At 71.8% G+C, this 19,527-nt stretch carries 30 protein-coding genes and 1 tRNA gene; 3 read left to right on the top strand and 28 right to left on the bottom strand.

The annotated features are described in order from the left end of the window. Position 1: 1 nt before the first annotated feature. The 25 genes from H4687_RS25430 to H4687_RS25550 all read right to left on the bottom strand — a co-directional run bounded on the left by H4687_RS25430 (position 2) and on the right by H4687_RS25550 (position 13,783). Positions 2 to 571, bottom strand: a complete 570-nt coding sequence (locus H4687_RS25430; protein WP_046916430.1) for a hypothetical protein — start codon at positions 569 to 571, stop codon at positions 2 to 4. After that, positions 568 to 870 carry a hypothetical protein gene (locus H4687_RS25435; RefSeq protein WP_046916429.1) on the bottom strand — a complete coding sequence of 101 codons (303 nt, stop codon included), beginning with the start codon at positions 868 to 870 and terminating at the stop codon, positions 568 to 570. The genes H4687_RS25430 and H4687_RS25435 overlap by 4 nt, the downstream gene beginning before the upstream one ends. Continuing rightward, positions 867 to 1,250, bottom strand: a complete 384-nt coding sequence (locus H4687_RS25440) for a hypothetical protein (RefSeq protein WP_050399508.1) — start codon at positions 1,248 to 1,250, stop codon at positions 867 to 869. Before H4687_RS25440 ends, H4687_RS25435 begins: the two co-directional genes overlap by 4 nt. Continuing rightward, positions 1,247 to 1,450, bottom strand: coding sequence for a hypothetical protein (locus H4687_RS25445; protein ID WP_046916428.1), 204 nt, complete (start codon positions 1,448 to 1,450; stop codon positions 1,247 to 1,249). The genes H4687_RS25440 and H4687_RS25445 overlap by 4 nt, the downstream gene beginning before the upstream one ends. After that, on the bottom strand, positions 1,447 to 2,004 hold the full coding sequence (locus H4687_RS25450; protein WP_046916427.1) for a hypothetical protein: 558 nt from the start codon (positions 2,002 to 2,004) through the stop codon (positions 1,447 to 1,449). Before H4687_RS25450 ends, H4687_RS25445 begins: the two co-directional genes overlap by 4 nt. 112 nt (positions 2,005 to 2,116) lie before the next feature. After that, complete coding sequence (locus H4687_RS25455; RefSeq protein ID WP_050399509.1) at positions 2,117 to 3,148, bottom strand: hypothetical protein; 1,032 nt, start codon at positions 3,146 to 3,148, stop codon at positions 2,117 to 2,119. Next, entirely contained in the window at positions 3,145 to 3,384 is a 240-nt protein-coding gene (locus tag H4687_RS25460) for a hypothetical protein (RefSeq protein WP_046916426.1), read from the bottom strand. The genes H4687_RS25455 and H4687_RS25460 overlap by 4 nt, the downstream gene beginning before the upstream one ends. After that, complete coding sequence (locus tag H4687_RS25465; RefSeq protein ID WP_046916425.1) at positions 3,381 to 3,653, bottom strand: hypothetical protein; 273 nt, start codon at positions 3,651 to 3,653, stop codon at positions 3,381 to 3,383. Before H4687_RS25465 ends, H4687_RS25460 begins: the two co-directional genes overlap by 4 nt. After that, positions 3,650 to 3,877, bottom strand: coding sequence for a hypothetical protein (locus H4687_RS25470; protein ID WP_046916424.1), 228 nt, complete (start codon positions 3,875 to 3,877; stop codon positions 3,650 to 3,652). Before H4687_RS25470 ends, H4687_RS25465 begins: the two co-directional genes overlap by 4 nt. After that, positions 3,874 to 4,473: a hypothetical protein gene (locus H4687_RS25475; protein ID WP_046916423.1), complete on the bottom strand. Its 600-nt coding sequence runs from the start codon at positions 4,471 to 4,473 to the stop codon at positions 3,874 to 3,876. The genes H4687_RS25470 and H4687_RS25475 overlap by 4 nt, the downstream gene beginning before the upstream one ends. After that, positions 4,470 to 4,823 (bottom strand): hypothetical protein, encoded by a 354-nt coding sequence (locus H4687_RS25480; protein ID WP_046916422.1) that lies wholly within the window; start codon positions 4,821 to 4,823, stop codon positions 4,470 to 4,472. The genes H4687_RS25475 and H4687_RS25480 overlap by 4 nt, the downstream gene beginning before the upstream one ends. Continuing rightward, complete coding sequence (locus H4687_RS25485) at positions 4,823 to 6,706, bottom strand: hypothetical protein (protein WP_050399510.1); 1,884 nt, start codon at positions 6,704 to 6,706, stop codon at positions 4,823 to 4,825. The genes H4687_RS25480 and H4687_RS25485 overlap by 1 nt, the downstream gene beginning before the upstream one ends. Positions 6,707 to 6,807: 101 nt before the next feature. After that, entirely contained in the window at positions 6,808 to 7,356 is a 549-nt protein-coding gene (locus tag H4687_RS25490; RefSeq protein ID WP_159026245.1) for a helix-turn-helix domain-containing protein, read from the bottom strand. Continuing rightward, positions 7,353 to 8,507 (bottom strand): hypothetical protein, encoded by a 1,155-nt coding sequence (locus H4687_RS25495; protein WP_192781717.1) that lies wholly within the window; start codon positions 8,505 to 8,507, stop codon positions 7,353 to 7,355. The genes H4687_RS25490 and H4687_RS25495 overlap by 4 nt, the downstream gene beginning before the upstream one ends. Before the next feature lie 83 nt (positions 8,508 to 8,590). Further along, on the bottom strand, positions 8,591 to 8,851 hold the full coding sequence (locus tag H4687_RS25500) for a hypothetical protein (RefSeq protein ID WP_050399513.1): 261 nt from the start codon (positions 8,849 to 8,851) through the stop codon (positions 8,591 to 8,593). After that, positions 8,848 to 9,063, bottom strand: a complete 216-nt coding sequence (locus H4687_RS25505; protein WP_050399514.1) for a hypothetical protein — start codon at positions 9,061 to 9,063, stop codon at positions 8,848 to 8,850. The genes H4687_RS25500 and H4687_RS25505 overlap by 4 nt, the downstream gene beginning before the upstream one ends. Continuing rightward, the gene (locus tag H4687_RS25510; RefSeq protein ID WP_050399515.1) at positions 9,060 to 9,572 is read right to left on the bottom strand and encodes a hypothetical protein; all 513 of its coding nucleotides are present in this window, start codon (positions 9,570 to 9,572) and stop codon (positions 9,060 to 9,062) included. The genes H4687_RS25505 and H4687_RS25510 overlap by 4 nt, the downstream gene beginning before the upstream one ends. After that, the gene (locus H4687_RS25515; RefSeq protein ID WP_050399516.1) at positions 9,569 to 9,760 is read right to left on the bottom strand and encodes a hypothetical protein; all 192 of its coding nucleotides are present in this window, start codon (positions 9,758 to 9,760) and stop codon (positions 9,569 to 9,571) included. The genes H4687_RS25510 and H4687_RS25515 overlap by 4 nt, the downstream gene beginning before the upstream one ends. Positions 9,761 to 9,792: 32 nt before the next feature. Beyond that, positions 9,793 to 10,275, bottom strand: a complete 483-nt coding sequence (locus tag H4687_RS25520; protein WP_050399517.1) for a hypothetical protein — start codon at positions 10,273 to 10,275, stop codon at positions 9,793 to 9,795. After that, positions 10,275 to 11,075 (bottom strand): hypothetical protein, encoded by an 801-nt coding sequence (locus H4687_RS25525; protein ID WP_192781718.1) that lies wholly within the window; start codon positions 11,073 to 11,075, stop codon positions 10,275 to 10,277. Before H4687_RS25525 ends, H4687_RS25520 begins: the two co-directional genes overlap by 1 nt. Next, positions 11,072 to 11,719 (bottom strand): hypothetical protein, encoded by a 648-nt coding sequence (locus H4687_RS25530; RefSeq protein ID WP_050399519.1) that lies wholly within the window; start codon positions 11,717 to 11,719, stop codon positions 11,072 to 11,074. Before H4687_RS25530 ends, H4687_RS25525 begins: the two co-directional genes overlap by 4 nt. Beyond that, entirely contained in the window at positions 11,716 to 11,994 is a 279-nt protein-coding gene (locus tag H4687_RS25535; RefSeq protein WP_159392234.1) for a hypothetical protein, read from the bottom strand. The genes H4687_RS25530 and H4687_RS25535 overlap by 4 nt, the downstream gene beginning before the upstream one ends. After that, a complete protein-coding gene (locus H4687_RS25540) occupies positions 11,991 to 12,536 on the bottom strand; it encodes a hypothetical protein (protein ID WP_159392235.1) in 546 nt (181 codons plus the stop codon). Before H4687_RS25540 ends, H4687_RS25535 begins: the two co-directional genes overlap by 4 nt. Before the next feature lie 32 nt (positions 12,537 to 12,568). Next, positions 12,569 to 13,219, bottom strand: a complete 651-nt coding sequence (locus H4687_RS25545) for a hypothetical protein (RefSeq protein WP_159392236.1) — start codon at positions 13,217 to 13,219, stop codon at positions 12,569 to 12,571. Positions 13,220 to 13,306: 87 nt separating this feature from the next. Beyond that, the gene (locus H4687_RS25550) at positions 13,307 to 13,783 is read right to left on the bottom strand and encodes a helix-turn-helix domain-containing protein (protein ID WP_159056088.1); all 477 of its coding nucleotides are present in this window, start codon (positions 13,781 to 13,783) and stop codon (positions 13,307 to 13,309) included. A 192-nt stretch (positions 13,784 to 13,975) separates the two neighbouring features. Between H4687_RS25550 and H4687_RS25555 the strand changes: the two genes are divergently transcribed. Together H4687_RS25555 and H4687_RS48120 are read left to right on the top strand one after the other, a co-directional pair. Next, a complete protein-coding gene (locus tag H4687_RS25555; protein WP_050399524.1) occupies positions 13,976 to 14,470 on the top strand; it encodes a helix-turn-helix transcriptional regulator in 495 nt (164 codons plus the stop codon). A gap of 326 nt (positions 14,471 to 14,796) precedes the next feature. Next, on the top strand, positions 14,797 to 16,383 hold the full coding sequence (locus H4687_RS48120; RefSeq protein WP_050399526.1) for a LacI family DNA-binding transcriptional regulator: 1,587 nt from the start codon (positions 14,797 to 14,799) through the stop codon (positions 16,381 to 16,383). A 76-nt stretch (positions 16,384 to 16,459) separates the two neighbouring features. Here the strand turns inward: H4687_RS48120 and H4687_RS25565 are convergent. The 3 genes from H4687_RS25565 to H4687_RS25575 all read right to left on the bottom strand — a co-directional run bounded on the left by H4687_RS25565 (position 16,460) and on the right by H4687_RS25575 (position 18,493). Further along, a tRNA-Pro gene (locus tag H4687_RS25565) sits at positions 16,460 to 16,533 on the bottom strand. Between the two features lie 29 nt (positions 16,534 to 16,562). Beyond that, entirely contained in the window at positions 16,563 to 17,396 is an 834-nt protein-coding gene (locus H4687_RS25570; RefSeq protein ID WP_050399527.1) for a Pr6Pr family membrane protein, read from the bottom strand. Positions 17,397 to 17,563: 167 nt separating this feature from the next. Beyond that, entirely contained in the window at positions 17,564 to 18,493 is a 930-nt protein-coding gene (locus H4687_RS25575; RefSeq protein ID WP_050399528.1) for a metallophosphoesterase, read from the bottom strand. 400 nt (positions 18,494 to 18,893) lie between these two features. Between H4687_RS25575 and H4687_RS25580 the strand changes: the two genes are divergently transcribed. Continuing rightward, positions 18,894 to 19,361, top strand: a complete 468-nt coding sequence (locus tag H4687_RS25580) for a GatB/YqeY domain-containing protein (protein WP_046917968.1) — start codon at positions 18,894 to 18,896, stop codon at positions 19,359 to 19,361. Positions 19,362 to 19,527 lie beyond the last annotated feature (166 nt).

The following is a 19,527-nucleotide window of genomic DNA, read 5'->3' on the forward strand; positions in this document are numbered from 1 at the left end:
GTCAGCCGTCCTTGCGGTAGTTGACGGAGAAGCCGGGCAGGCCGAGGCCGAAGTCCGGGTCGGCGGAGGCCGGGCGGAGTGGGGCGCGGAGTTCGGTCTCGTCGACGCTGCACATGGGCTGACGGGGTGAGAGGCCGGCCGGGACGCCAGTCCAGCGGAAGGGCTCGCCGCAGTGCCGGCAGTTGACCCTGATCTCGGCCGTGTAGCCAATCACGGTGGGGTCGTTGTCGCCTGCGGCGATGCGGGCGACGCCGACGAAGGCGTCGAAGTCCTCATGCGTGCATGGCCGGTCGGGGTCGATGCGGGGCTGGACGCTGTCCGGGTCGATGGTCAGGTTGCTGTGTCCCCAGCGGGGTGCGCCGCCGTGGGTGACCTTGTTCCAGCCGGAGCCGTCCTCGTTGTCGATGTAGAACGTCTGGTCCCCGTACGTGACCTCGACGACGTCGCGGCGTGTGCCGACGAGATGGCGGGCCCAGTACTGGGGGAAGACGCCGTTGTCGGCGACGATCGCGGTGACGCGGCGGGCCTGGCAGGGCTCGCCGTTCCAGCGTGTGTCCTGTCGTTCGCTCATGCGGCCTGGTCCTCCTTGAGTGATGCTTCGTTGACGGGTGTGCCGTAGCCGGTGGGGATGCTGAGGGCCTGGCAGCAGGGGGTGCAGCGGCGGCGGCCGAGGCGGGAAAAGAGGCCGGGCAGCTCCCAGCCGCGGCGGAGTCTGCAGGCGGCGCGCGCGGGAACCAGCTGGCCCTCGTCGATGGCCGTGCGTAGCTGCTCGGGGGTGATGGCGGGTCCGGCGATGGCGTGGAGGCGCCGCCACTTGCCGCAGGTCAGCCACCAGTGCCCGGCGTTCTCGTCGATGGGGTGGGCTGTCATGCCGGACCCCCGGGCCGGTGGAAGGCGGCCGAGAGTGCGGCGAAGGCGTGCTCCTCGGCGGTGGTGAGGGTGGTGCGTGCTGCGGTCGGCCGGGTGCAGTCGGGGCCATGGACCTCGCCGTCCGTGTGTCGCCAGAACGAGCAGCAGGGAGGCGGTAGTTCGACGGGGGAGGTCTCGTCGTTGAGTCGCTCCAGTCGCTGCTGTACGGCCTGCTCGCGCCGGGCCTGGGTGTAGCAGCGGCGGGAGAGGGCGCCGAAGAGGTATGCGGTGAAGAGGCCGAAGAGGCCCAGCCACCAGGTGTGGAGGGCGGTACCCAAGGCCCCGGCGGTGAGGAGCGCGGCGGCGGCCGCGCTGGCGTGGGCGTACATGCGGGTGGTCATGGGCTGACCCGGATGATGGCGATGGGGGTGTTGGCGGCGAGCGCCTGGTGGAGTTGACGGAGGCGGAGGAAGGCGCGGGCGTCGCGGCGGCCGAGGCGTCCGCGAGTGGAGGCGGGCAGGGCGCGCCAGCAGGCGCGGCACAGGTACTGGCCGTGGTTGCGGCGGCCGGCGGTGCAGCCGGGGCACTTGGGTGTGTTCATCGGCGCGGCTCCAGGAATGCGAAGTCGCGGGTCTTGATCTTGGCCATGGGGCCGTCGGGGTGGTGGAAGACGAGGCCTTCCCACCTGTGCCGGCGCAGGAAGTCGGAGATCTCGTCGTACGTCCGGTCGTCGAATTCGACGCGCTCGGCGGTCGCGTGCCGGATGAGCGTGTGCCGCTCCAGCCCTTCCGGGTTGCCGTTGATCTTCGGCCCGCACAGTTCGTACGTACCGCTCGGCCACTGGCTTCGGATCTCGCGGGCCTCGGCGAGGTACTTGATGAACGACGACTGCCCGGCGGGCTCCCAGCCGACGGTCTTGCCTGTCCTCTGGTCGTGCTGGACGGCCTGGTATCCGGGCGGGGTGCTCTTGCCGGGCTTGACCTCGCGGCGCGCCCACCAGGCGCCGGAGTCGTCGAGGAGGATGCACGTGCCGTCGTACTTGCGGGTAGCAAGGCCGTGGCCTTCGAGGACCCACTCGCAGCCGGGTGTGACTTCGGGCAGGACGTGGCGGCGGTCGTCGGGGTTGCGGACGAAGAGCGTCGGGATCTTGTTCATCGGTTCCTCCGGCGGTCACGGCGGGTGAGGTAGGCGATGGAGAGGGCGGCGATCAGGAAGGTGAGCGGGCAGGCGGCGCCGACGTCCTCGGCGCCGCTGATGGCCAGGGAGATCACGTGGTCCTCCCGAGGAGTTCGCGGGCCAGTTCGATGGCCGCTGCGGAGGGCCGACCGGGCCCCGTGGCCAGCCACTCGACGGCGTCGGGGTGGTCGCAGCTGCCCCAGATCTGCGCGGCCGCGCGTGTGGTGGCCGCGCGCCACTTGATCTGTTCGGTCAGCCACCGGCTCAGGGCGCGTGCGACGGTGGGCGGGATGGCGCCGCCCGGGGTCAGCAGATCCCCCACACGCGGGGCGGTGTCGAGGAGTTCCACGGCCAGGCCGAGGAGCTGCTCACCAGTCGGCTCGCCGCCGGCGCACTGGGCGATGCAGTCCGGGGTGCCGTGACCGGGGCAGTCCTCCTTGTGGGAGAAGCCGGCGCGGTGGATGTCGCAGCTGAGCCACTCCGGGGCATGCGCAGGCACGCGCAGGGGGTGTCGGCAGACGCGGGCGGTCGGGTCTCCTTGCCCGGCCGGTCCGCTGTGGCGGTGGACAGGCGCAGCGGCCGACACGCTTTCGGCGGTGTGGTCAGCGGCGGCGGGTTGGGTGTCGGCGCGGTGGTCGAGGGCCTGGATCCATCCGGTCGCGTACGCGGCCAGGTCGACGAGCGCGGCCCGCAGGTCGGGATGCCTGCACTCGGCGAACACCCCGGCTGCGGCGGCGCGTACGACGTGGAGCCAGTCCAGGTGGCCGAACTCGGCGGCCTGGTCGCGCGCCATCTGGGCCACGTCGGCGTCGATGGTCTCGGGGTGCTGGCCGGTGCCGTCCGGCAGGCGGTGTTCGTCGCCGCCGAACGCGGTGCGCTGGCGGCCCCGCCGGACCGCGATCTCGCTGAGGACACCCTGCAGGCCGGGGCGCGGCGCCCACTGGTCCGAGATGTGACGCAGGGCCTGCGCGACCTGGTGCTGGTCGGTGCCTTCCGTGGCCGCCGCTTCCAGGAGCACGGTGCCCTGCTTGGGGCCCGGGCGGAGGATGACGTACGCGATAGCCTCGCGGCCGTCCACCACAACCATCCGTGCCTCGGCGCTGCTCTCGTCAGTGCTGCTCAAGGGGTGTTCTCCTGCTCTTCCAGGGGGAGCTGGCCGTCCGTGGACGGCGGGGGCTGGTTGAGCGCGCGGCGTACGGCGGCCGCGCTGGGCCGGACGGTCCGGCCGAGCAGGGCCCGCATCACTGCGCGCTGGTCGGGGCGGAGCTTGCGCCAGCAGCGGCCCCCGATCCGCCGGCCCATGGAGGCCTTGGAGCGGATGGGCTTGTGGCAGGCCTGGCACTCGACGGGATCTCTCATGGGATGGCTCCGAGCGGGTCCGGTGCGGGCTGGGGCGGGTAGTTGTCGATCGGGATCGGGACGGTTTCGACGAGGCGGGTGCGGCCGCGCACGGTGATCACCTGGGCCCCGTTCTGCAGGGCCTCGAGCAGCTCGGCGTCCTCGGGGTCGTACTCGCCGCAGACCTCGAGGTCGTCCAGGTCGTCCAGGTCGCGTTCGAGACAGGCGCAGTAGCCGTCCTCGCAGCCGCCGTACGGGCAGTCCACGAAGAACGGGAGCTGGATGGTCATGCCGCCTCACCTCGCGGTCCCGGGCGGGGCGGTGTCTTGGCATGGCGGCGGATGGCAGCGCCGACGACGAACCCGGACAGGGCGTCGCTGAGGTCGGCCAGATGGGCGGCCTGCTCGTCTGCGCTGCAGGGCGTGATGTGGGCGGGCAGTGCCGGGCGGGCTCCGCCGAACTGCCCTGTCGGGGTGTCCTCCGCGGGCATCTCGTGCGTCTCGGCCGTGTTCACGCTCCACCCCCAGCCGCCGGGAGGCTGCGCCTGGTGGAGCGCATCGGCTCGTCGGTGAGGTGAGGGCCGGCCATACAGCCCGGCTCACGGCAGTCGGACAGCGTGTAGCCGACCGGGGCACGCCCGTGGTGTGCGGTGAAGGCCACGCGGCGGGCGTTGTGGCTGCGGCCCTCGGCGAACAGCTGGGGCATACGGCCGCAGTAGGGGCCGGTCCAACGGACGTGGCCCTGGCCGTAGGTCTCGGTGTAGAGGGCGAGGGTCTGGGCGACCGTGCGGGAGGGGTTCGGCCGAACGGCCTTCGGGATGTTCCAGTCCAGCCGGATGAGCCGGATCGTCGGTGCGCTGAGCCCCACCTCAGCGGTGATCTCGGCGCAGGTGGCGCCCTGCAGGAGCAGGACGGCGACCTGCTGCTCGAGGCGGGCCTTGTCCTCCGGCGTGTACCGGTAGCCGGGCCCGACGGGCAGCGGGATCTTGTAGGCCTTGCGGGTGGCCGAGACGACGTGAGCGGACACACCGAGCTGCCGCATGACGGTGTCGTACGTCGCCCCCTGGTACAGCAGTTCGGCGACGTCGGCGCGGGGGTGTTCTTTCCTCATCGCAGTCCCCTCTGCGGCTGTCCCCAGAGCGGGGCCTGCACGGTGGGCCTACGCCGCGCGGGGCGGGAGGTCTGGGTGGGCGGCTGCGGGCTGCTGGGGGCGCAGCTGGAGAAGTGGCTGACGGCCTTCCATTCCAGGAGGGCGGGGACGCAGTCGGGCTCCTCGCGGGTGAACTCGCGGACGACCAGGCCGCCGAGGCCGGTGGTGCGGGCGGCGAGTCCGCCGGCCGGGGACGGCAGCGCGTTGATCGGGGTGCGCTCACCGGGCCGGGGGCCGCTGGCCCAGCGGATGAGAGCGCCGCACCGGTTGCATGGGGTGGTGCCTCGGGTGGGGTGCGGTGTGGTCGGCATCAGGTCTCCTCTCCGCGCTGCTCGGCGGCGGCGGTGCGGGCGTCGTGTGGGGCGCGGCGGCGGCCGGCCTTGCTGGTGCAGGGCTGGCCCTCCTGGGCGACGCAGCCCTCCTGGGGGCAGGCGATGGCGAGCGCCCCGGTGGTCGTGGTCCGGCCGAGCTGGGCTCGGATCTGGTCGGGCATGTAGCCGCGGTCGGGCATGGGCGCCTCCTCCAACGGGCGGGCACACGGACGGGGTTGAGGGGGCCGGGGCGGGGTGGCGCCGACGGCTGCGGGGAGGTGGCCGTACTGGTCGCGCAGAAGCGGGGCCGCGCGCAGTACGCCGTAGCGGTGCAGCGCGGCCGCCGGTCCGTGGGTGGCGGCGACGGCCAGGACGTCGGCGTCGCTGGCCGCCGCGCGCTGCCGGTACGTGGCCTTCGCGGGCAGCTGCTCGCCCTCGGCCTGGCGGTGAGCGCGGAGCTCGGCGAGCCGGTCGTTCAGCTCGCGGGCGCGCCGCCAGTGCTCGCTGGTCGCCTGCCGGTTGACCGTGCAGGACTCGCACGTGGCGCCGGTCGGCCAGAGTCGGCCGTCCTCGCACAGCGGCTGGCCGCAGCCGCGGTGGACGACGCCGACGGCGAGGAGCCAGGCGGCGATGTCGCGGATGGGTCCGGCGTCGCGGTAGCGGGTGGCGATCCGGGCGGCCATCCGCTCCGGCGTCATCAGCGTGGTGGCGCCCTGGTCGAGCTGGCGGCCGATCTCGCGGGCTACCTTCCGCAGCAGGAAGCGGTTGGTGTCCGGCTGCTGCAGGAGGTGGCGGACGGGGGCAAGGCTGACGTGGATGCGCTCGGTCCAGCGCAACTCCGGTCCGCTGTACGCCTGTCCGGTCGACGGCTGCTGGGTGGGGCGGGTGCCGCGCGGAGCGCGAGAGACGCCGGGCCCGAACGTGCCGTCGGTCAACTCGCTCGCGTCGACCGGGGGCTTACCTACGGTCACTCGCCTACGGCGGGAACCACCATCCTCCTGGGGCGCAGCAACAACGTCAGTGGGAACCCCGGTGTATTCCTTGATCGCGAGGGATCCGCCATCGGTGGCCGGACCGGATCCGCCATGGTTGTCCGCACTCGCCTCACCGTGCTGGCCTGACGCGGCCGGGGCCTCGACGTCCACCGCGGTCACGGGGGTGTCGAGGTCGAGGGCGAGCTGCTCGGCGAGGATCGGGTGGGAGTTCACGGCCACGGTGTGGCGGCCCTGGTGGCCGGTGCGGTGGCCGACGCTGACCCAGCCGGTGGCCTCCAGGTCGTGGATGATGCGGCGCGCGGTCCGCTCGGACAGGGGCTTGCCCGGGGTCTTGCCGTGGTGGTGGAACAGTTCGCCCGCCAGCTCGGCGGCGGTGGGCTGATAGCCCGGGCTGTACTTGGCGGTGTGCGCCATCAGCAGCGCGGCACGCAGGCGGCGCGGCTCGAGGGCGTCGCACATCGCCACGGCGACCGTGACGTACCGCTCGGCGTCGACGACGGACCGGACCTGACGGATCGCGGTGCGCCCCTTGCCGGACTTGCGGGTCATGCGGCGGGTGGAGAACTCCGGCAGCCCGCCGTCCGGGCCCGGGTGCCGGCCCTCGGTGAGAGCGCGCTGGAAGTCGCGCAGGGACAGGCCGCAGAAGCGGGCCATCTCGGTGACGTGGGCGTTGCAGTGCTCGGGGTTGGTGTCGACGTCGAGGGCGGCCATCTTGGCCCACGCCTTGATGAACGCGTCGGAGTAGTGGGGGCCGCGGTAGATGCGCTCGGGGATCTCGACGGTCTGGACGGCGCGGCGCTGCGGGCGGCGGGGCCTGACCCGGGCCACGCCACCGGCCCCGCCACGGATGTGGCGGGGCTCGGCGGCGGTGGCACGGGCAGCGGTCATCGGTCAGGCGCGGCCGGTGCAGGCGGTCAGGACCAGCTCGGCCGTGGTGAGAGCGGCGCCCAGGAGGAGCAGGGCGCGGTATGCCCGCCGACGGGGGCGGCTCACTGGTCACCGCCGGTGGCGTGGGCGATGTACTGGGCGCGTTCGGCGGCGTATGCGGCGCGTTCGGCGCGGGCCGGCTCGAGGAGGAAGGAGGGGATGGCGAGGAACAGTCCGGGCTGGCCGTTGTACGAGCCCCGGGTGAGGAGGCGGGTGTAGAGCCAGCCGCGCTGGGTCAGGACGTGCAGCTGCACCTGGACCTGACCGGTCGTGAGGCCGGTGTCCTCGGCCAGCTGCTCGATGTCGGGACGGTTGCGGCTGTTGACCAGGCCGGATTTGTAATGGGCGTAGCCGAGGAGGGTGAGCGCGACGAGGCGGGCCTCAGGGTGCATGCGGCTCATGCGCAGGGCGCGAGGGAAGAGGCTGCGCAGGTTCTCGTCGCCCTTCAGCTGACCCGGGGCGATGGATTCAGCCGGGGTCCGAGCGGGCTGCGTGTCCGCCGCGGGCGGCAGGCTCGGGGCCGCGGCGGGGGCCGGAGTGGTGGGCTTGGGCGGGGTGCGGCGGGGGCCCATGGTGGCGGGCGACGGGCGCGGAGTGGTCGGGCAAGTCATAGGTTCAGGTCCTTCCGGTGGTCGACCGCCTCCTGGGCGGCTCGGTAGGCGGCGGGGGTGGAGCGGCGTTTGCCGGACGCGATCGCGCGGTCGTCGGCGAGCGCGGAGGCGGACTGCGGGCTGAGGGGGAGTTCGCTGGGCGGGCGGCCGTATCCGGGCGGGGGTTCGGGTTTCCCGGCGAGGGCGTTGGGGGTGTGGAGGGGGCAGCGGAGGCCTTGGATGTAGGGGCGGATGCCGTCCACGGCCCGGCAGTGACGGCGCTCGGATCCGATCCAGTGCCGGCACTCCGGGCCGGGACGGTCCTCGCTCACCCCTCGGCGTCCTTGGCGGGGGTCGCGGTCGGCGTCGGGCTCCCAGGGCACGGCGGCACCGGACTCCGGCCCAGTGCCGGGCTCCTCGATGTACGCGGCCAGCTCGACCAGGGCGCGGTCGCCGCCGTCCGCCGACAGCGTCAGCTCCGTGCGCGGCGGCCTCCACCCGCGCGGCCCCTGGCGCGCCGGGTACCGGAACTCCTGGACTTCCTCCGCGCCCAGCACGCCGGCCCATCCGGCCATCGCGGCGCGGGCCTGGTCGACGGGCAGCCCGTCCAGGCGTCCCTTCGCCATGCCGCCGCCCGCGGCCGGACCGTTGTAGACCGGCCCGAAGGTCCACGGGACCGGTGCCAGGCTGGTGTTGGCTTCCTGCAGTTCGGTCACCAGGCGCAGCGCGGGCTGCGCCTGGTACGCGGCGGCGGTCAGCGCCGCGGCCTTGTGGTTCAGCCACGCGGTCTCGGCGAGCGAGCTGTAGGTGTGCGTGGTCTCATCGCGCCAGCCGCAGGAACAGCCAGCGGTGTGGGAGCTGTAGAAGCGGTACCAGCCGCGGACCACCATGTCCGCGTGAGTGATCTTCCGCCCGTGGCCGCGGACCGGGCCGATCGCGTCGAGGGTGCGCCACACCCGGACCACGTCGCGCGGGTAATCAGTACGGCGGGCCGTCGGCGGGTGCGGTGGGGTGTAGGCGGAGAGGGCCTCGGGCGGGTCTCCGGCCAGGTCCCACTGGCCGGTGCGCTGGACGATCTCCCGTACCCGCATGCGTCCGCCGAGGTGGTCGGTGATGTCACCGAGTCGTACGTCCCGCACCGGCAGGGCGAGGACTACGAACTGCTCGGTCATGAGGCTCCGTTCAGGGCTTGGGGCCGGTCGGGTGGGACGAGGTGTCAGGTCACGTCCCGCCCGACCGGCGGTATGGGGGCGGGTCAGGCCGCATCCGGGGCGGGGCGCTGGCGGGGGGTGCCGCAGCCGGGGCAGGTGGCGGTTCCGTCGCCGTCGTCCTCGTGCTCGGTGGCCCCTGGGCAGGTGCCCTCGCACTCGGCGGGCGGGGCCGCCGGGTCATCGGTGTGGAAGCCGGTGTAGGCGCCGGCCGTACGGCGGTTGCGCAGGTGCGGGGTGCCGGACGCGAAGGCGATGGCGGCGGCCAGGCCGAGGAGGGCGGCGGCGATCTGGGCGCTCTGGGTCACGGCCGTGCTCCTTCGCGGTGGGCGGGGCGGCAGGGGATGTGGTCGAGCCAGTCGGCTCGGCCGGTGCTGCCGCCGAGGTAGGACCAGGTGAGGACGGAGCCGCGAGGGTTGGCCTTGGGGCGGGTGGCGACGGTGAACCAGTCCCCGGTGGGCTGGCGGACCTGGTCGCCGGGCCGGAGGTCAAGGACGGGGCAGGTCGGCAGGCTGCTCACCGCACCTCCGTATTGGTGTGGTGCTCCCAGGGGCCGACGAACGTGTCGAGGCTGGCGTCCGGAGTGGTGGTGCCGAAGCGCTTGCCGCACTGGCAGGTGCCGTGGAGTTCGCAGTCGCCGTACTGGACGACCAGGGCGTGGCCGCCGCCGAGGGTTTCCCGGAAGTCCGGGTCGGGGTCGACGTCGTGGGGTTCGCGGTCGGCCTGGGCGAGCAGTTCGGCGGCGGCCTTGGGGGTGTGGCCGGCGGCCTGCAGGGTGGTGAGGATCTGGGCGCGAGCAGTGGACGCCGCCCCGGTCGGCTGGGCGCCGGCCGGGGTGTCCTTCTCCTCGCTGATCGTCAGCGCGCTGTCGATGGCCTCGGCCAGCTGCGGGATGGTGGCCGTCCAGTCGGGGTCCGTGCTACGGCCGAGCAGCTGCACGACACCCGCCCGGACCTCGTGCCCGACGTACGGGCGGCGGAGGTTCGGCTGGTGGAGGGCGGCGGCGATGACCGCGGCGCGCGCCGTCATCGGGCACCGCCACTGTGGCCGCCGGTGCGCAGGTCGGCGCGGGCACGGTCGATGGCCGCGCACCGGGTGCAGCCGGGGGCCGTGCAGGTGTGGAACAGCGGGACGTGGTCGCCGGGCCGGGATGTGCCGACGAGTCCGCCGTTCCAGACCTGGCGGGCCTGCTGCTGGGCCTTGCCGGTCTCGGCCATGCGAGGACGCTGAGCACGGGGACGGGCAGCCATCAGCCCTCACCGCCATCGGCCTCGTACCCGGAGACCGTCCACTGCTCCAAGGGCGCGTTCCAGACCACCGACCAGGCGTTGTGATCAGTGACGGTGCCGTCGATGTCGATGCCGATCGGCATACCGGCGGCGACGGCCGCGTTGAGGGCGGCGGCGATGTCCTGCCAGTACGACCGCTCGGTGCGGGGCACGGGGAACGCCGTGTCAGCGGGAAGCGTGCCGAACTCACGCAGCAGCCTGGCGACTTCGGCGCAGTCGGTGAGGCCACCGTCGAGGAGCGCCCGGCCGCGGTCCTCGAAGAGAGTGGCGGCCTGCTCGATGGCGGTGCGGGCGGCAGTCTCGGCTGCCCGTTGGGCGACGGGCAGGACGGCGTCGGTCAGGGTGCCGGCCTGGCCGAGGATCTCGACGGGCATGGTGTGCGGCACGGCGGCCGCGGCGATGAGCGCCTCGCCGAGCTGGTCGCGGAGGCTGGGCTGCTCCATCACGCGTCACCCGCCTGAGCGGACTGGTCCTGCTTGGCCCGCCAGGTGGCTGCCTCGTCCACGGTGAGCTGGTGGGTGGCGCGGAGTTCGACCTCGATGCCGTCGACCTCGGTGGCGGCGTTGACGTGACGGAAGACGAGGACGTGCGGGCTGGTTCCGCCGCGGGTCTGGTCCGTCACTTCCACGCCGAGGGTGCGGGCGATCTCTTCGAGGCTCTCGATCGTGTCGGCCTTGAGGCGGAGCTTGCCGTTGCTGGAGGCGTCGTCGTGGCCGAAGGTGTAGGCGGCGGTGATGGTGAGGCCGGGGTGTTCAGCGGTCAAGCGGCGGCCCAGCGTGGCCATGCGGGCGGTGCAGGTCTGCAGTGCCTCGAGTGCGGCGAGCGGGCCCGGCACGGCGTCCGCCTCGGCGGTCTCCGCCGGGGCCGGCTCCTCGTCCTGGTGGAGGATCAGGCCGAGGTCGAACAGGCTGTTCACCTTGTCGATTCGGTCGTGTCCGCAGGCCACGCACGGCCGGACCAGGTCGAAGGACACGTTCTCGGCTTCGTGGTCGATGCGGTAGCGCAGGTACTCGGGGAGACCCGGCACCAGGAAGGCGCGCGCCTCTTCCACCTGCTCGGGCAGGCCTTCAGCGGTGTACTGCCAGTCGAGGGAGGTGGCATCCGTGCAGAGCGTGCTGCCGGCGCAGGCCCGCGCCAGTCGCACGATTTCTCGCTGCGCCTCGACGGCGTACTCGGCGTCCTGCTCGGCCTGGGCTGCGGTGCCCTCGGTGTAGGTGGTGAGGGCGAGTTCGACGAGGTTCATACGGCTACCACCAGGGGCTGCTGCTGGGCGGGGTCGATGACACTGGCGACCCAGGCGGCGGCCTGGTCGACGGTGCGGTTGTCGCTGGTGCGGCGGGCCCAGGTGAGTCGGTACTCGCCGGGCTCGAGGCGCAGGCGCCGAGGGGGCGGGGTGGGGATGGCTCCGGCCCACCAGCGGAGTCGTCCGCCGGCGGTGTGGTGGCGGCCGATGGCGCCTACGCAGGCCTCGGGGGTGAGCCGGTCGAGGAGGGTGGTGGTGACGAGGTACTCGTGGGGCTGGTCGTCGAGGCCGGAGGGGCCGGGACCGTAGCCGTGGAGGACGGGGCGCCCGGGCCACAGGTAGAGGCCGGCCGTCTCGCGCGGGGGCTGGCCGTAGCCGAGGGCGGCGGTGGTGGTGGCGGTGCGGGTGAGGGATTCGCCGGTGATGAGGTGCGCGGTGTCGCAGGAGCGGCAGATGATGCGGACGGTGACGCGGTCGAGGCCGCCCTCGTGGGCGCAGTGCTGGTCGGGGCATCCGTGGCGGATCGCGGCGTCGGCCATGGGGCGGATGCCGAGGTCGTGGCGGACGTCGATGTCCCAGGCGGGGTTGGTGCAGGTGGTGGTGTGGGTGAGTTCGTCCCACCCGAAGTAGGTGTGCTCGATCATGCGGCGGTCCTCGGCTTGGCGTGGCGGGCGCGGTGGGCTTGGACGGTGGTGAGGTGGAGGGTTTCGCCGGTGCACGTGTGGGTGTGGGCGTGCGGGGCGGGGGTGGCCGGCCAGAGCGGCTCGGCCGGGACCGGGGCGGCGGGCTTGGGCGGCCGCTTCGTGGTCGGGGCGGTGTCGCTGGTGGCGTCGATCAGCAGCTTCAGCAGCCACAGGACGACGCCGGTGCCGAGGGCGGATCCGGTGATGACCAGCCATAAGGCCAGCCCGTCGGTCACCACGGGTGTCCGGCCGGGCGCACGGAGAGGAAGTCCTGCAGCCGGGTCGCAGAGTGGACGGCCTGGTTGTCGAGGAGTTCGCCGACGTTGGGGCCGCGGAGCTGGACGGTGATCTCGCCGTAGTGGCCGGTGCCGGAGACGACGGTGCCGTGCCGGAGGATCGAGCCGACGGCGAGCTTGCGGCGCCACCACCTCCAGCCGTGGAGGGACTGCGGCTGCACGGTCAGGGTGAGGTGCGTACGGGTGGGGACGTCGGTGGCGGTGACGTCCGGCTGGCGGCGCAGCTCGAGGGCGAGGAGCGCGGCCGGGGAGTCTTCCTCCACCTCGGGGTGGATGGACGACGTGCAGCCGTCGTACTCGGTGATGGTCCGGTCGGCGGGGCCGGCCTGGTCGGTGAGCGCGTACTCGACGGGCAGGATGTCCGCCAGCTCGGCGTCGGTGTCGGCGAGCATCGCCGTGAGGAACGGGGTCAGGTCCACGGCCAGGACCTCGACCTGGTGGTGGTCGAGCGGCAGGTCGCGGAGGGCGGTGATGGTGGTCACGGCTCCGTGGATCAGGTGCTGGTGGTCGCGGCTCACAGTTCACCGCCGGCGGCCGGGGGGCGGACGACCATGTGGCCGGGCTCCACGCGGGCGGCCGTGAGCGAGACCGTGTCGCCGTCGACGACGGTGGTGCCGGCCTCGACGGCGGGGACCAGGGCGACGACGCTCCCGCCGAGGGACGCGGCGTACCGGTCCATCGACTGGTCGTACAGGGCGGTCTCGTCCTGGGCGGCGGGGGCGGCGTCGCTGAGCGGCACCGGCTCGGCGTCCGTGTCAGGCTCGGCAGCGGCCGGAGGAGTAGCGCGGTCGACGGCGAGCAGCTGCTCGGCGGCTGCGGCCTCCTCCGGGTTGAGGACCGCCCAGGCCACGATCTGTACGCCGTCCACGCGGGGCCGGGTCTCGGCGAAGACGCCGTAGCCCAGGAGGTTCGGGACCAGCCCCCATGTGGAGTCGGCCCAGGAGGCGAGCGCGCGGACGCCGGAGACGTCGCCGCTCCAGAAGACGTTGACGCTGTACTCGCCCGTGATCTCCCGTCGGGCGCCGATGTCGCGGGGGCTGGTGGTCAGCTGGCCGATGATGACGCCGGCCATTGCGTGGGCCTGCAGCAGGGTTGCGCCGGGCGGCTCCGGCTCTCTGGCCTCGACGGGTGCAGTGGGCGTGGCGGGGTGGGTAGCCTGTTGCATGTGAACCTCATTGCGTTGTGGTGAGGCGATTTCTTCGGCGGGGTTGCGGGACCGGGCAGGGTCCGCGGCCCCGTTTCGCATGTGGGGTCAGGCGCTCCGACGCTGCGTGGTCTCGGAGAGCGGACGGACAGCGGTCATCTCGCTGATCTCGCGGATGTCACGCCCCGTGAAGGAGACCCGCTTCGCGCCATCGTTGTAAGGGATCTCTCGGGCGTACGCCTTGCGCCTCAGTTGGAGCGCTGACCAGGGAAGAAACCCGGCCGCCTCCTCGGGCGTGTAGTGGAAGAGCTCGCCCTCCGGGGTGCCCGGGTAGGGAACCTCGCGCGGCGGAACCTTTTCCTTGGCCGTGGTCGCGGCCATTTGTCCTCCCTGGGTGATGTCGTCGACCGGCACGGCCAGTGCTTTCGCCAGGCGGCTGAGGAGGGCCTCACCAGGGTCTTGAGTCACCCCTCGCTCGATTCGAGAGAGCGTTGCCGCTGAGCAGTGCGCGAGTTCAGCAAGATCACGCAGGCTCAGAGACTTGCCCTGGCGGATAGCCCGTATTGCCGTTCCGTTCGGTGCCACGTACAGAAACTACACATGGCACTGCACTCATGCAACACATATGGAGTACTTCTGGCGTCAGTAAGTAGGCGTGACGCTGCGTCAGCGGGGCGCTACCGGCGCACTTCTTCCGTCTGAAATGCAACACATCCGCCCCTAAAGTGCTGGTCACGGCCGTGCGCTGTTGCGTACGCGTAGGGCATGATGTGCGGCATGGCCACTAAGTGGACGCGCCTCGGCGAGAAACTGCGGGCGGCACGTACAGACCTCGGCATCGAGCAGCAGCAGATCGCCGTAGCCGTTGGCGTGACCCGGGGCGCAGTCGGGAACATCGAGCGTGGCTCCGTCGCGAGGATGACGCCGACCATCCGGGAGTACGCGCGCGTAGTCGGGTGGACGGACGATTCACCGGAGCGCGTGTTGGCTGGCCGCGAGCCGGTCCTCCGTGATGCCGACCCTCAGGACGCCGGTAGCGCTGAGGGGAACGGCGCCACGATGGACCTGGCGGTCGATGTGCAGGAGTCCCTGCGGCGCGGACCCTTGCTGCAATCCCAGGTGGTCGAGGTAGAGACGCCGACGGGCAAGGTCCGCGCCACCATCGTCCTACGCGGCGAGGAGGGGCAGTCCCCTGAAGAACTCTTGGCGGCGCTGCGCGCAGTGACCGTCCATGTTTCCGCAGATGAAACGGGAAACCAGTCGAAAGAGTGATTCTGAGTTACTTTTGAATACCCTCTGCCGTCATCCGTGTCTTTGTGATCAGATCTCAGGACCGGATGAGGGGGCCAAAACCGATTTCGGCAGGGGGACCTATGCCGACGCCTGCGCAGGATCAGGCTCGTGTAGAGAGAGTGCCCGGCGTTCCGCCCAACGTCGTCATGTGGGTGGACCACGAGCACGCCGACGGCGTGCTGCGCCTGAACGCAGATCTGATCAACTCCCCGACCGCACAGCAGCTCGAGGCTGCGCTGAAGGAGGGGAGTTGCACGGCCGCGGAGCTCATTCAGGCTCTGGTGGCGCGAGGAGGTTAGAAGAACGTGGCCTACGCGGAGAAACGAACAGGCCGCGGGGGCAAGCCCTACTACAGGGCCTGCTTCCAGCGTCCGGACCGTAAGGCGCAAGGTGTCGTGGTCGACGCGGACGGCAAGGCCGTCCGCTACCCGACCAAGACCACAGCGCAGAAGGCCGCTGAGAAGGCGGAGGTCGAGGCGTACGAGGAAGCGAAGAAGGGGCGCTGGACACCGCCGGAGCTTCAAGTCGAGGCGGGGCAGAAGACCTTCGCTCAGTACACCGAGACGTGGATCGAGGAGCAGGACCTGGCCTCGTCCACCATGCAGAACTACCGGCGGTCACTCGCCCACCTGCTGCCCGCGTTCGGGACCCAGCCCATTCGGAACATCACCAAGGAGATGATCTCGAAGTGGGAGCGGGAGCAGAAGGCGTCAGGCGCCATGCCGTCCTCAATCCGGACCCGGCGGTCGCTGCTGCATCTGATTCTCGCCGACGCAGTGGATGAGGAGTACGCGCCGAAGAATGTCGCGGAACGCCGGCGAGGCCGGGGACGCCGACAGGGAAGAAGCCGGTCCAGGGGACCCGAGAAGAAGATCACTTCCATGCTCGGCGCCCTGCTCGTCGCAGAGCGCGCGTCACTGCTCTCGGGCCGCGACGACGAGTTCGTGGCCAGCATCAACAAGGCCTATACCGGGATGCGGTGGGGCGAGATCGTCGGCCTTGAGCGCCAGTTCGCCAGGCCGGAGGCGCGGTCCATCCGCGTCGAGTGGCAGCTGTACGAGCTGGACTCGGGCCAGCTGGAACGCTGCCCTCCCAAGGACGACAGCTATCGCACGATCGACACTCCTGTGTGGCAGGCCGATCTGAACGCCCGCTTCTTCGCCCGGACTCCGGGCGCGGCGTGCCCGTGCCACGGCCTCGTCTACGCCTTCACCGGGCGCGGGATGGCCGGCCAGAAGCGGGGCGGCCCCACGCTCAAGCAGGTCGCCCAGGCGTGCGGAGTCTCCACCGGCACGATCTCCAACGTCCTCAACCGACCGGACGCGGTTGCCGAGGCGACCAGGGTGAAGGTGGAGCTGGCCATCTCCGAACTCGGCTACGAACGCCCCGCCGGCACTGACCGCGAGGCAGCGCACTGGCGCCGCTCCGGACATGCCACATGGATCTTCACGCCAGCAGCCTCGGGCTGGTATCCGAAGAAGGCGCCGCAGGACGCCCACCCTGTCCCAGTGACTGCAGAACCGTGGCCGGGCATTCCGGTGCGGGGGCGCGGCGCGGCGGCGCGTGCGGAGGCGTGCTGGCTACCCATCAGGTCCGGGCTGACCCGGCACAGCCTGAGGCATGGGAACCGGACTCTTCTCGAGGAACTCGGCACACCGAAGGTCCTCATCGATGACCGCCTGGGCCACGAGGACGGATCGATCAGCGCTCGGTACACCCACATCACCGACTCGATGCGTGCGGCTCTGATGGAGCAGCTGACCGTGATCTGGTTCGCGGCGCTCGACGAGCGGTTGGCGATGGCGCCCCGCTCCGCGGTACGGATCCTGGACGAGTTGTTGCAACAGCGTGCCGCCGAGCCGGACGCGCTCCCCAAGATCACACCCAGCTGACACCCAGACACCCCAGAAATGCCGTCAGGCCCTGGATCCGATCTCCGGATCCAGGGCCTGACCTGGTACTTCACTGTCGGGGTGGCGGGATTTGAACCCACGACCTCTTCGTCCCGAACGAAGCGCGCTGCCAAGCTGCGCTACACCCCGATTGTCACTGCTTGTCGCGGCGACGTCGTTTACTTTAGCCCACCGGGGGCGGGAGACGAAATCCGGTTTTCGGGGCGTCGGTCAGGGCGGTCGGGGCGGCCCCTGCGTGGGTGTACGGGGTCGGGGCGGAGGTGGTCGACGACGATGAGGAGAAGGGCGAGGGCGTAGAAGGCGAGGCCCAGCAGCAGGGCGTTGCCCAGGACGCTCTTGTAGCCGTGGCGTTCGACGTCCAGGAAGGGGTAGAGGTACGGGGCCGGCCAGTCGGGGGTCACCAGGGCGGCTCGGCCGAGCGTGAGCGCCAGGAACCCCAGCGGGTAGAGCAGCCAGGCCGCCGCAATACTGAGGCGGGGCGGCGCCGGGCGGGTCAGGAACAGCCAGTCCACCACCACAGCGAGCGGGATCGCGGTGTGGAAGGCGACGTCCGTCAACGCGAGCCATCCGGTGGGGGCGGCCGGGGCGCCTGTCGACGTCATCGTCATGGAGAACGCCGTCGCGTCCCGCGTCAGGACCAGATGGTGGACCAGCGCCGTGATCACGGCGTAGAGAACCGTGCCGACCGTCATCCAGGACGGCAGGGGGCGGCGGGCGGACCACGCGCCGCGGGCCGAGGCGGCGAAGACCAGCGCCACCAGGGCCGTGCTCTGGACAGCGAAGTGGCTGAACGCCCGCAGAGGGCTGCCCAGCGTCATCTCGATCACCACGGCCGCTGTCGCTGCCACCGCGACCAGGGCACGGTACACCGCCGCCGGTCGGCGTCGTGTCGGCGTTACCACCGCCGTCGCCGGCACGACGGATGTCACCGGTGCGGGGATGCCCGAGATCGCGGGCAGGTCGGGGATGTCCCTGGGTATCGGTGAGGTCATGCGCTCACGCTAGGGCGCCCGGACGAAACGGGCCATTCGTGATGATCCGTACGAGGTGACGCCTCACCAGCGGGTTCGCCGCGGGCCGTATCGCCTCCCGTGCCGGTCCACCCGCCCCGCCCGGGCAGCCTCGCGGGCAGCCCCGGCAGTCGTGTCCGCGACTCCCCTTACCCCTTCCGCGCCACCAGCGTCAGCAGTGAAGCCTCCGGCGGGCACGCGAACCTCACCGGGGTGTAGCGACTCGTGCCACAGCCGGCCGAGACGTGCAGGTACGCCGTGCGGCCGTCCGCCGTGTGGGTGGAGAGGCCCTTCACGCGGTCCGTGTCGAGGTCGCAGTTGGTGACGAGGGCGCCGTAGAAGGGGATGCAGAGCTGGCCGCCGTGCGTGTGGCCGGCGAGGACGAGGGGGTAGCCGTCGGCGGTGAAGGCGTCGAGGGCGCGGAGATAGGGAGCGTGGACGACGGCCAGGGAGAGATCGGCGGAGTCGGACGGGCCGCCTGCCACGCGGGCGTAGCGGTCCCGCTTGATGTGCGGGTCGTCGAGGCCGGTCAGCTCGACCGCCATGCCCTCGATCTTCAGCGTGCCGCGGGTGTTGGTGAGGTTGAGCCAGCCCGCCCCGTCGAAGCCGTCCCGCAGGTCCTCCCACGGGTTGTGGACCGCGCCGACCACCGGCTTGTTGCCGTTCAGACCGTGGCGGCCCTGGACCTTCTCCAGCAGGTAGCGGGCGGGGTTGCGCAGCGTCGGGCCGTAGTAGTCGTTCGAGCCGAAGACGTACGCGCCCGGCAACTCCATCAAGGGACCCAGCGCGTCCAGCACCTCGGGGACGCCCTCGGGGTCGGAGAGGTTGTCACCGGTGTTGATCACGAAGTCCGGACGCAGCCCGGCCAGGGAACGCAACCAGCGCTGCTTCTTGCGCTGTCCGCTCACCATGTGGATGTCGGAGACCTGGAGTATGCGCAGCGGCCGCATACCCGGTGGCAGCACCGGCACCGTCACCCGCCGCAGTCGGAAGGAGCGGGCCTCGATGCCCGCCGCATACACCACACCGGCGGCACCGACCGCCGCGATCCCCAGAGGTACTCCGTATCGCGCTTGCATGTGTCCATCGTGTCAGACCCCGCCGAACCCGAGCGCACGCCTGTGGACAACCGCCGACCACCCGCCACCGATCGTCAACTCCCCCTGTGGACAACCCACTCCGGACTGTCCACCGGCCCGCAGCCGGCCAGCCCGCCCCCGGCCCGCAGCCGGCCAGCCCGCCCCCGACCCGTGGCCGGACTGCAACCAGCCCGCCCCCGACCCGCAGCCGACCCGCCCCCGACCCGCAGCCGGCCCGCACCCGGCCTCGGCCTCGGCCTCGGCCTCACCACGGTCCGACCAGCGCCCGCCCCGCACGCCCATCCCGCGCACCCACCCCCCACCGATCCGCCCCACCGATCCGCACACACCAGCGAAATCAAGGCGCGCTCCCCACATCACACCTGCGACAATCGGCCCCATGACCACGCTCAAGTCGAAGCTGCAGGAAGACCTCAACGCCGCCATCAGGGAGCGCGACGAGCTCCGCTCCTCGACGCTCCGGCTGACCCTCACCGCGATCACCAAGGAAGAGGTCGCGGGCAAGGAGAAGCGCGAGCTGTCCGACGACGAGGTGCTCAAGGTGATCACCAAGGAGGCGAAGAAGCGCCGCGAGGCCGCGGACGCCTTCGCCCAGGGCGGCCGCCCCGAGTCGGCCGAGCGGGAGAAGGCGGAAGGCGCGTTTCTCGCCGAGTACCTGCCCAAGCAGCTGTCCGACGAGGAGCTGAAGCAGATCGTCGTCCAGGCCGTCGAGGAGGCCCGGGCCGCCGGTGCCGAGGGCCCGCGCGCGATGGGCCAGGTCATGAAGATCGTCAACCCGAAGGTGGCCGGACTCGCCGAGGGCGGCCGGGTCGCCGCCATCGTCAAGCAGCAGCTCACGGGCGCCTGAGCAATCTTCCGGACCCGGCTCCCGCTCCCGCGGCAGCGTCCGGACCTGGCTCCCGCTCCCGCGCCTCAGCACCATCACAACGGCGGTGGGGCGCCCCTTGAGAAGGGGCGCCCCACCGCCGTATGCATGTCAGGTCGTCGGTGACGTCACGTTCACCGCCACCGCG

This window comes from Streptomyces stelliscabiei (assembly GCF_014873495.1).
GTDB lineage: Bacteria > Actinomycetota > Actinomycetes > Streptomycetales > Streptomycetaceae > Streptomyces > Streptomyces bottropensis.

Coding starts and splice junctions, on each gene's coding strand:
- H4687_RS25525 (WP_192781718.1), bottom strand. CDS start 11,075: ATGAACCTCGTCGAACTCGCCCTCACCACCTACACCGAGGGCACCGCA.
- H4687_RS25435 (WP_046916429.1), bottom strand. CDS start 870: ATGACAGCCCACCCCATCGACGAGAACGCCGGGCACTGGTGGCTGACC.
- H4687_RS25445 (WP_046916428.1), bottom strand. CDS start 1,450: ATGAACACACCCAAGTGCCCCGGCTGCACCGCCGGCCGCCGCAACCAC.
- H4687_RS25520 (WP_050399517.1), bottom strand. CDS start 10,275: ATGGAGCAGCCCAGCCTCCGCGACCAGCTCGGCGAGGCGCTCATCGCC.
- H4687_RS25580 (WP_046917968.1), top strand. CDS start 18,894: ATGACCACGCTCAAGTCGAAGCTGCAGGAAGACCTCAACGCCGCCATC.
- H4687_RS25475 (WP_046916423.1), bottom strand. CDS start 4,473: ATGAGGAAAGAACACCCCCGCGCCGACGTCGCCGAACTGCTGTACCAG.
- H4687_RS25465 (WP_046916425.1), bottom strand. CDS start 3,653: ATGACCATCCAGCTCCCGTTCTTCGTGGACTGCCCGTACGGCGGCTGC.
- H4687_RS25555 (WP_050399524.1), top strand. CDS start 13,976: ATGGCCACTAAGTGGACGCGCCTCGGCGAGAAACTGCGGGCGGCACGT.
- H4687_RS25450 (WP_046916427.1), bottom strand. CDS start 2,004: ATGAACAAGATCCCGACGCTCTTCGTCCGCAACCCCGACGACCGCCGC.
- H4687_RS25495 (WP_192781717.1), bottom strand. CDS start 8,507: ATGACCGAGCAGTTCGTAGTCCTCGCCCTGCCGGTGCGGGACGTACGA.
- H4687_RS25570 (WP_050399527.1), bottom strand. CDS start 17,396: ATGACCTCACCGATACCCAGGGACATCCCCGACCTGCCCGCGATCTCG.
- H4687_RS25440 (WP_050399508.1), bottom strand. CDS start 1,250: ATGACCACCCGCATGTACGCCCACGCCAGCGCGGCCGCCGCCGCGCTC.
- H4687_RS25515 (WP_050399516.1), bottom strand. CDS start 9,760: ATGGCCGAGACCGGCAAGGCCCAGCAGCAGGCCCGCCAGGTCTGGAAC.
- H4687_RS25490 (WP_159026245.1), bottom strand. CDS start 7,356: ATGACTTGCCCGACCACTCCGCGCCCGTCGCCCGCCACCATGGGCCCC.
- H4687_RS25430 (WP_046916430.1), bottom strand. CDS start 571: ATGAGCGAACGACAGGACACACGCTGGAACGGCGAGCCCTGCCAGGCC.
- H4687_RS25510 (WP_050399515.1), bottom strand. CDS start 9,572: ATGACGGCGCGCGCCGCGGTCATCGCCGCCGCCCTCCACCAGCCGAAC.
- H4687_RS25460 (WP_046916426.1), bottom strand. CDS start 3,384: ATGAGAGATCCCGTCGAGTGCCAGGCCTGCCACAAGCCCATCCGCTCC.
- H4687_RS25575 (WP_050399528.1), bottom strand. CDS start 18,493: ATGCAAGCGCGATACGGAGTACCTCTGGGGATCGCGGCGGTCGGTGCC.
- H4687_RS25545 (WP_159392236.1), bottom strand. CDS start 13,219: ATGCAACAGGCTACCCACCCCGCCACGCCCACTGCACCCGTCGAGGCC.
- H4687_RS25480 (WP_046916422.1), bottom strand. CDS start 4,823: ATGCCGACCACACCGCACCCCACCCGAGGCACCACCCCATGCAACCGG.
- H4687_RS25485 (WP_050399510.1), bottom strand. CDS start 6,706: ATGACCGCTGCCCGTGCCACCGCCGCCGAGCCCCGCCACATCCGTGGC.
- H4687_RS25530 (WP_050399519.1), bottom strand. CDS start 11,719: ATGATCGAGCACACCTACTTCGGGTGGGACGAACTCACCCACACCACC.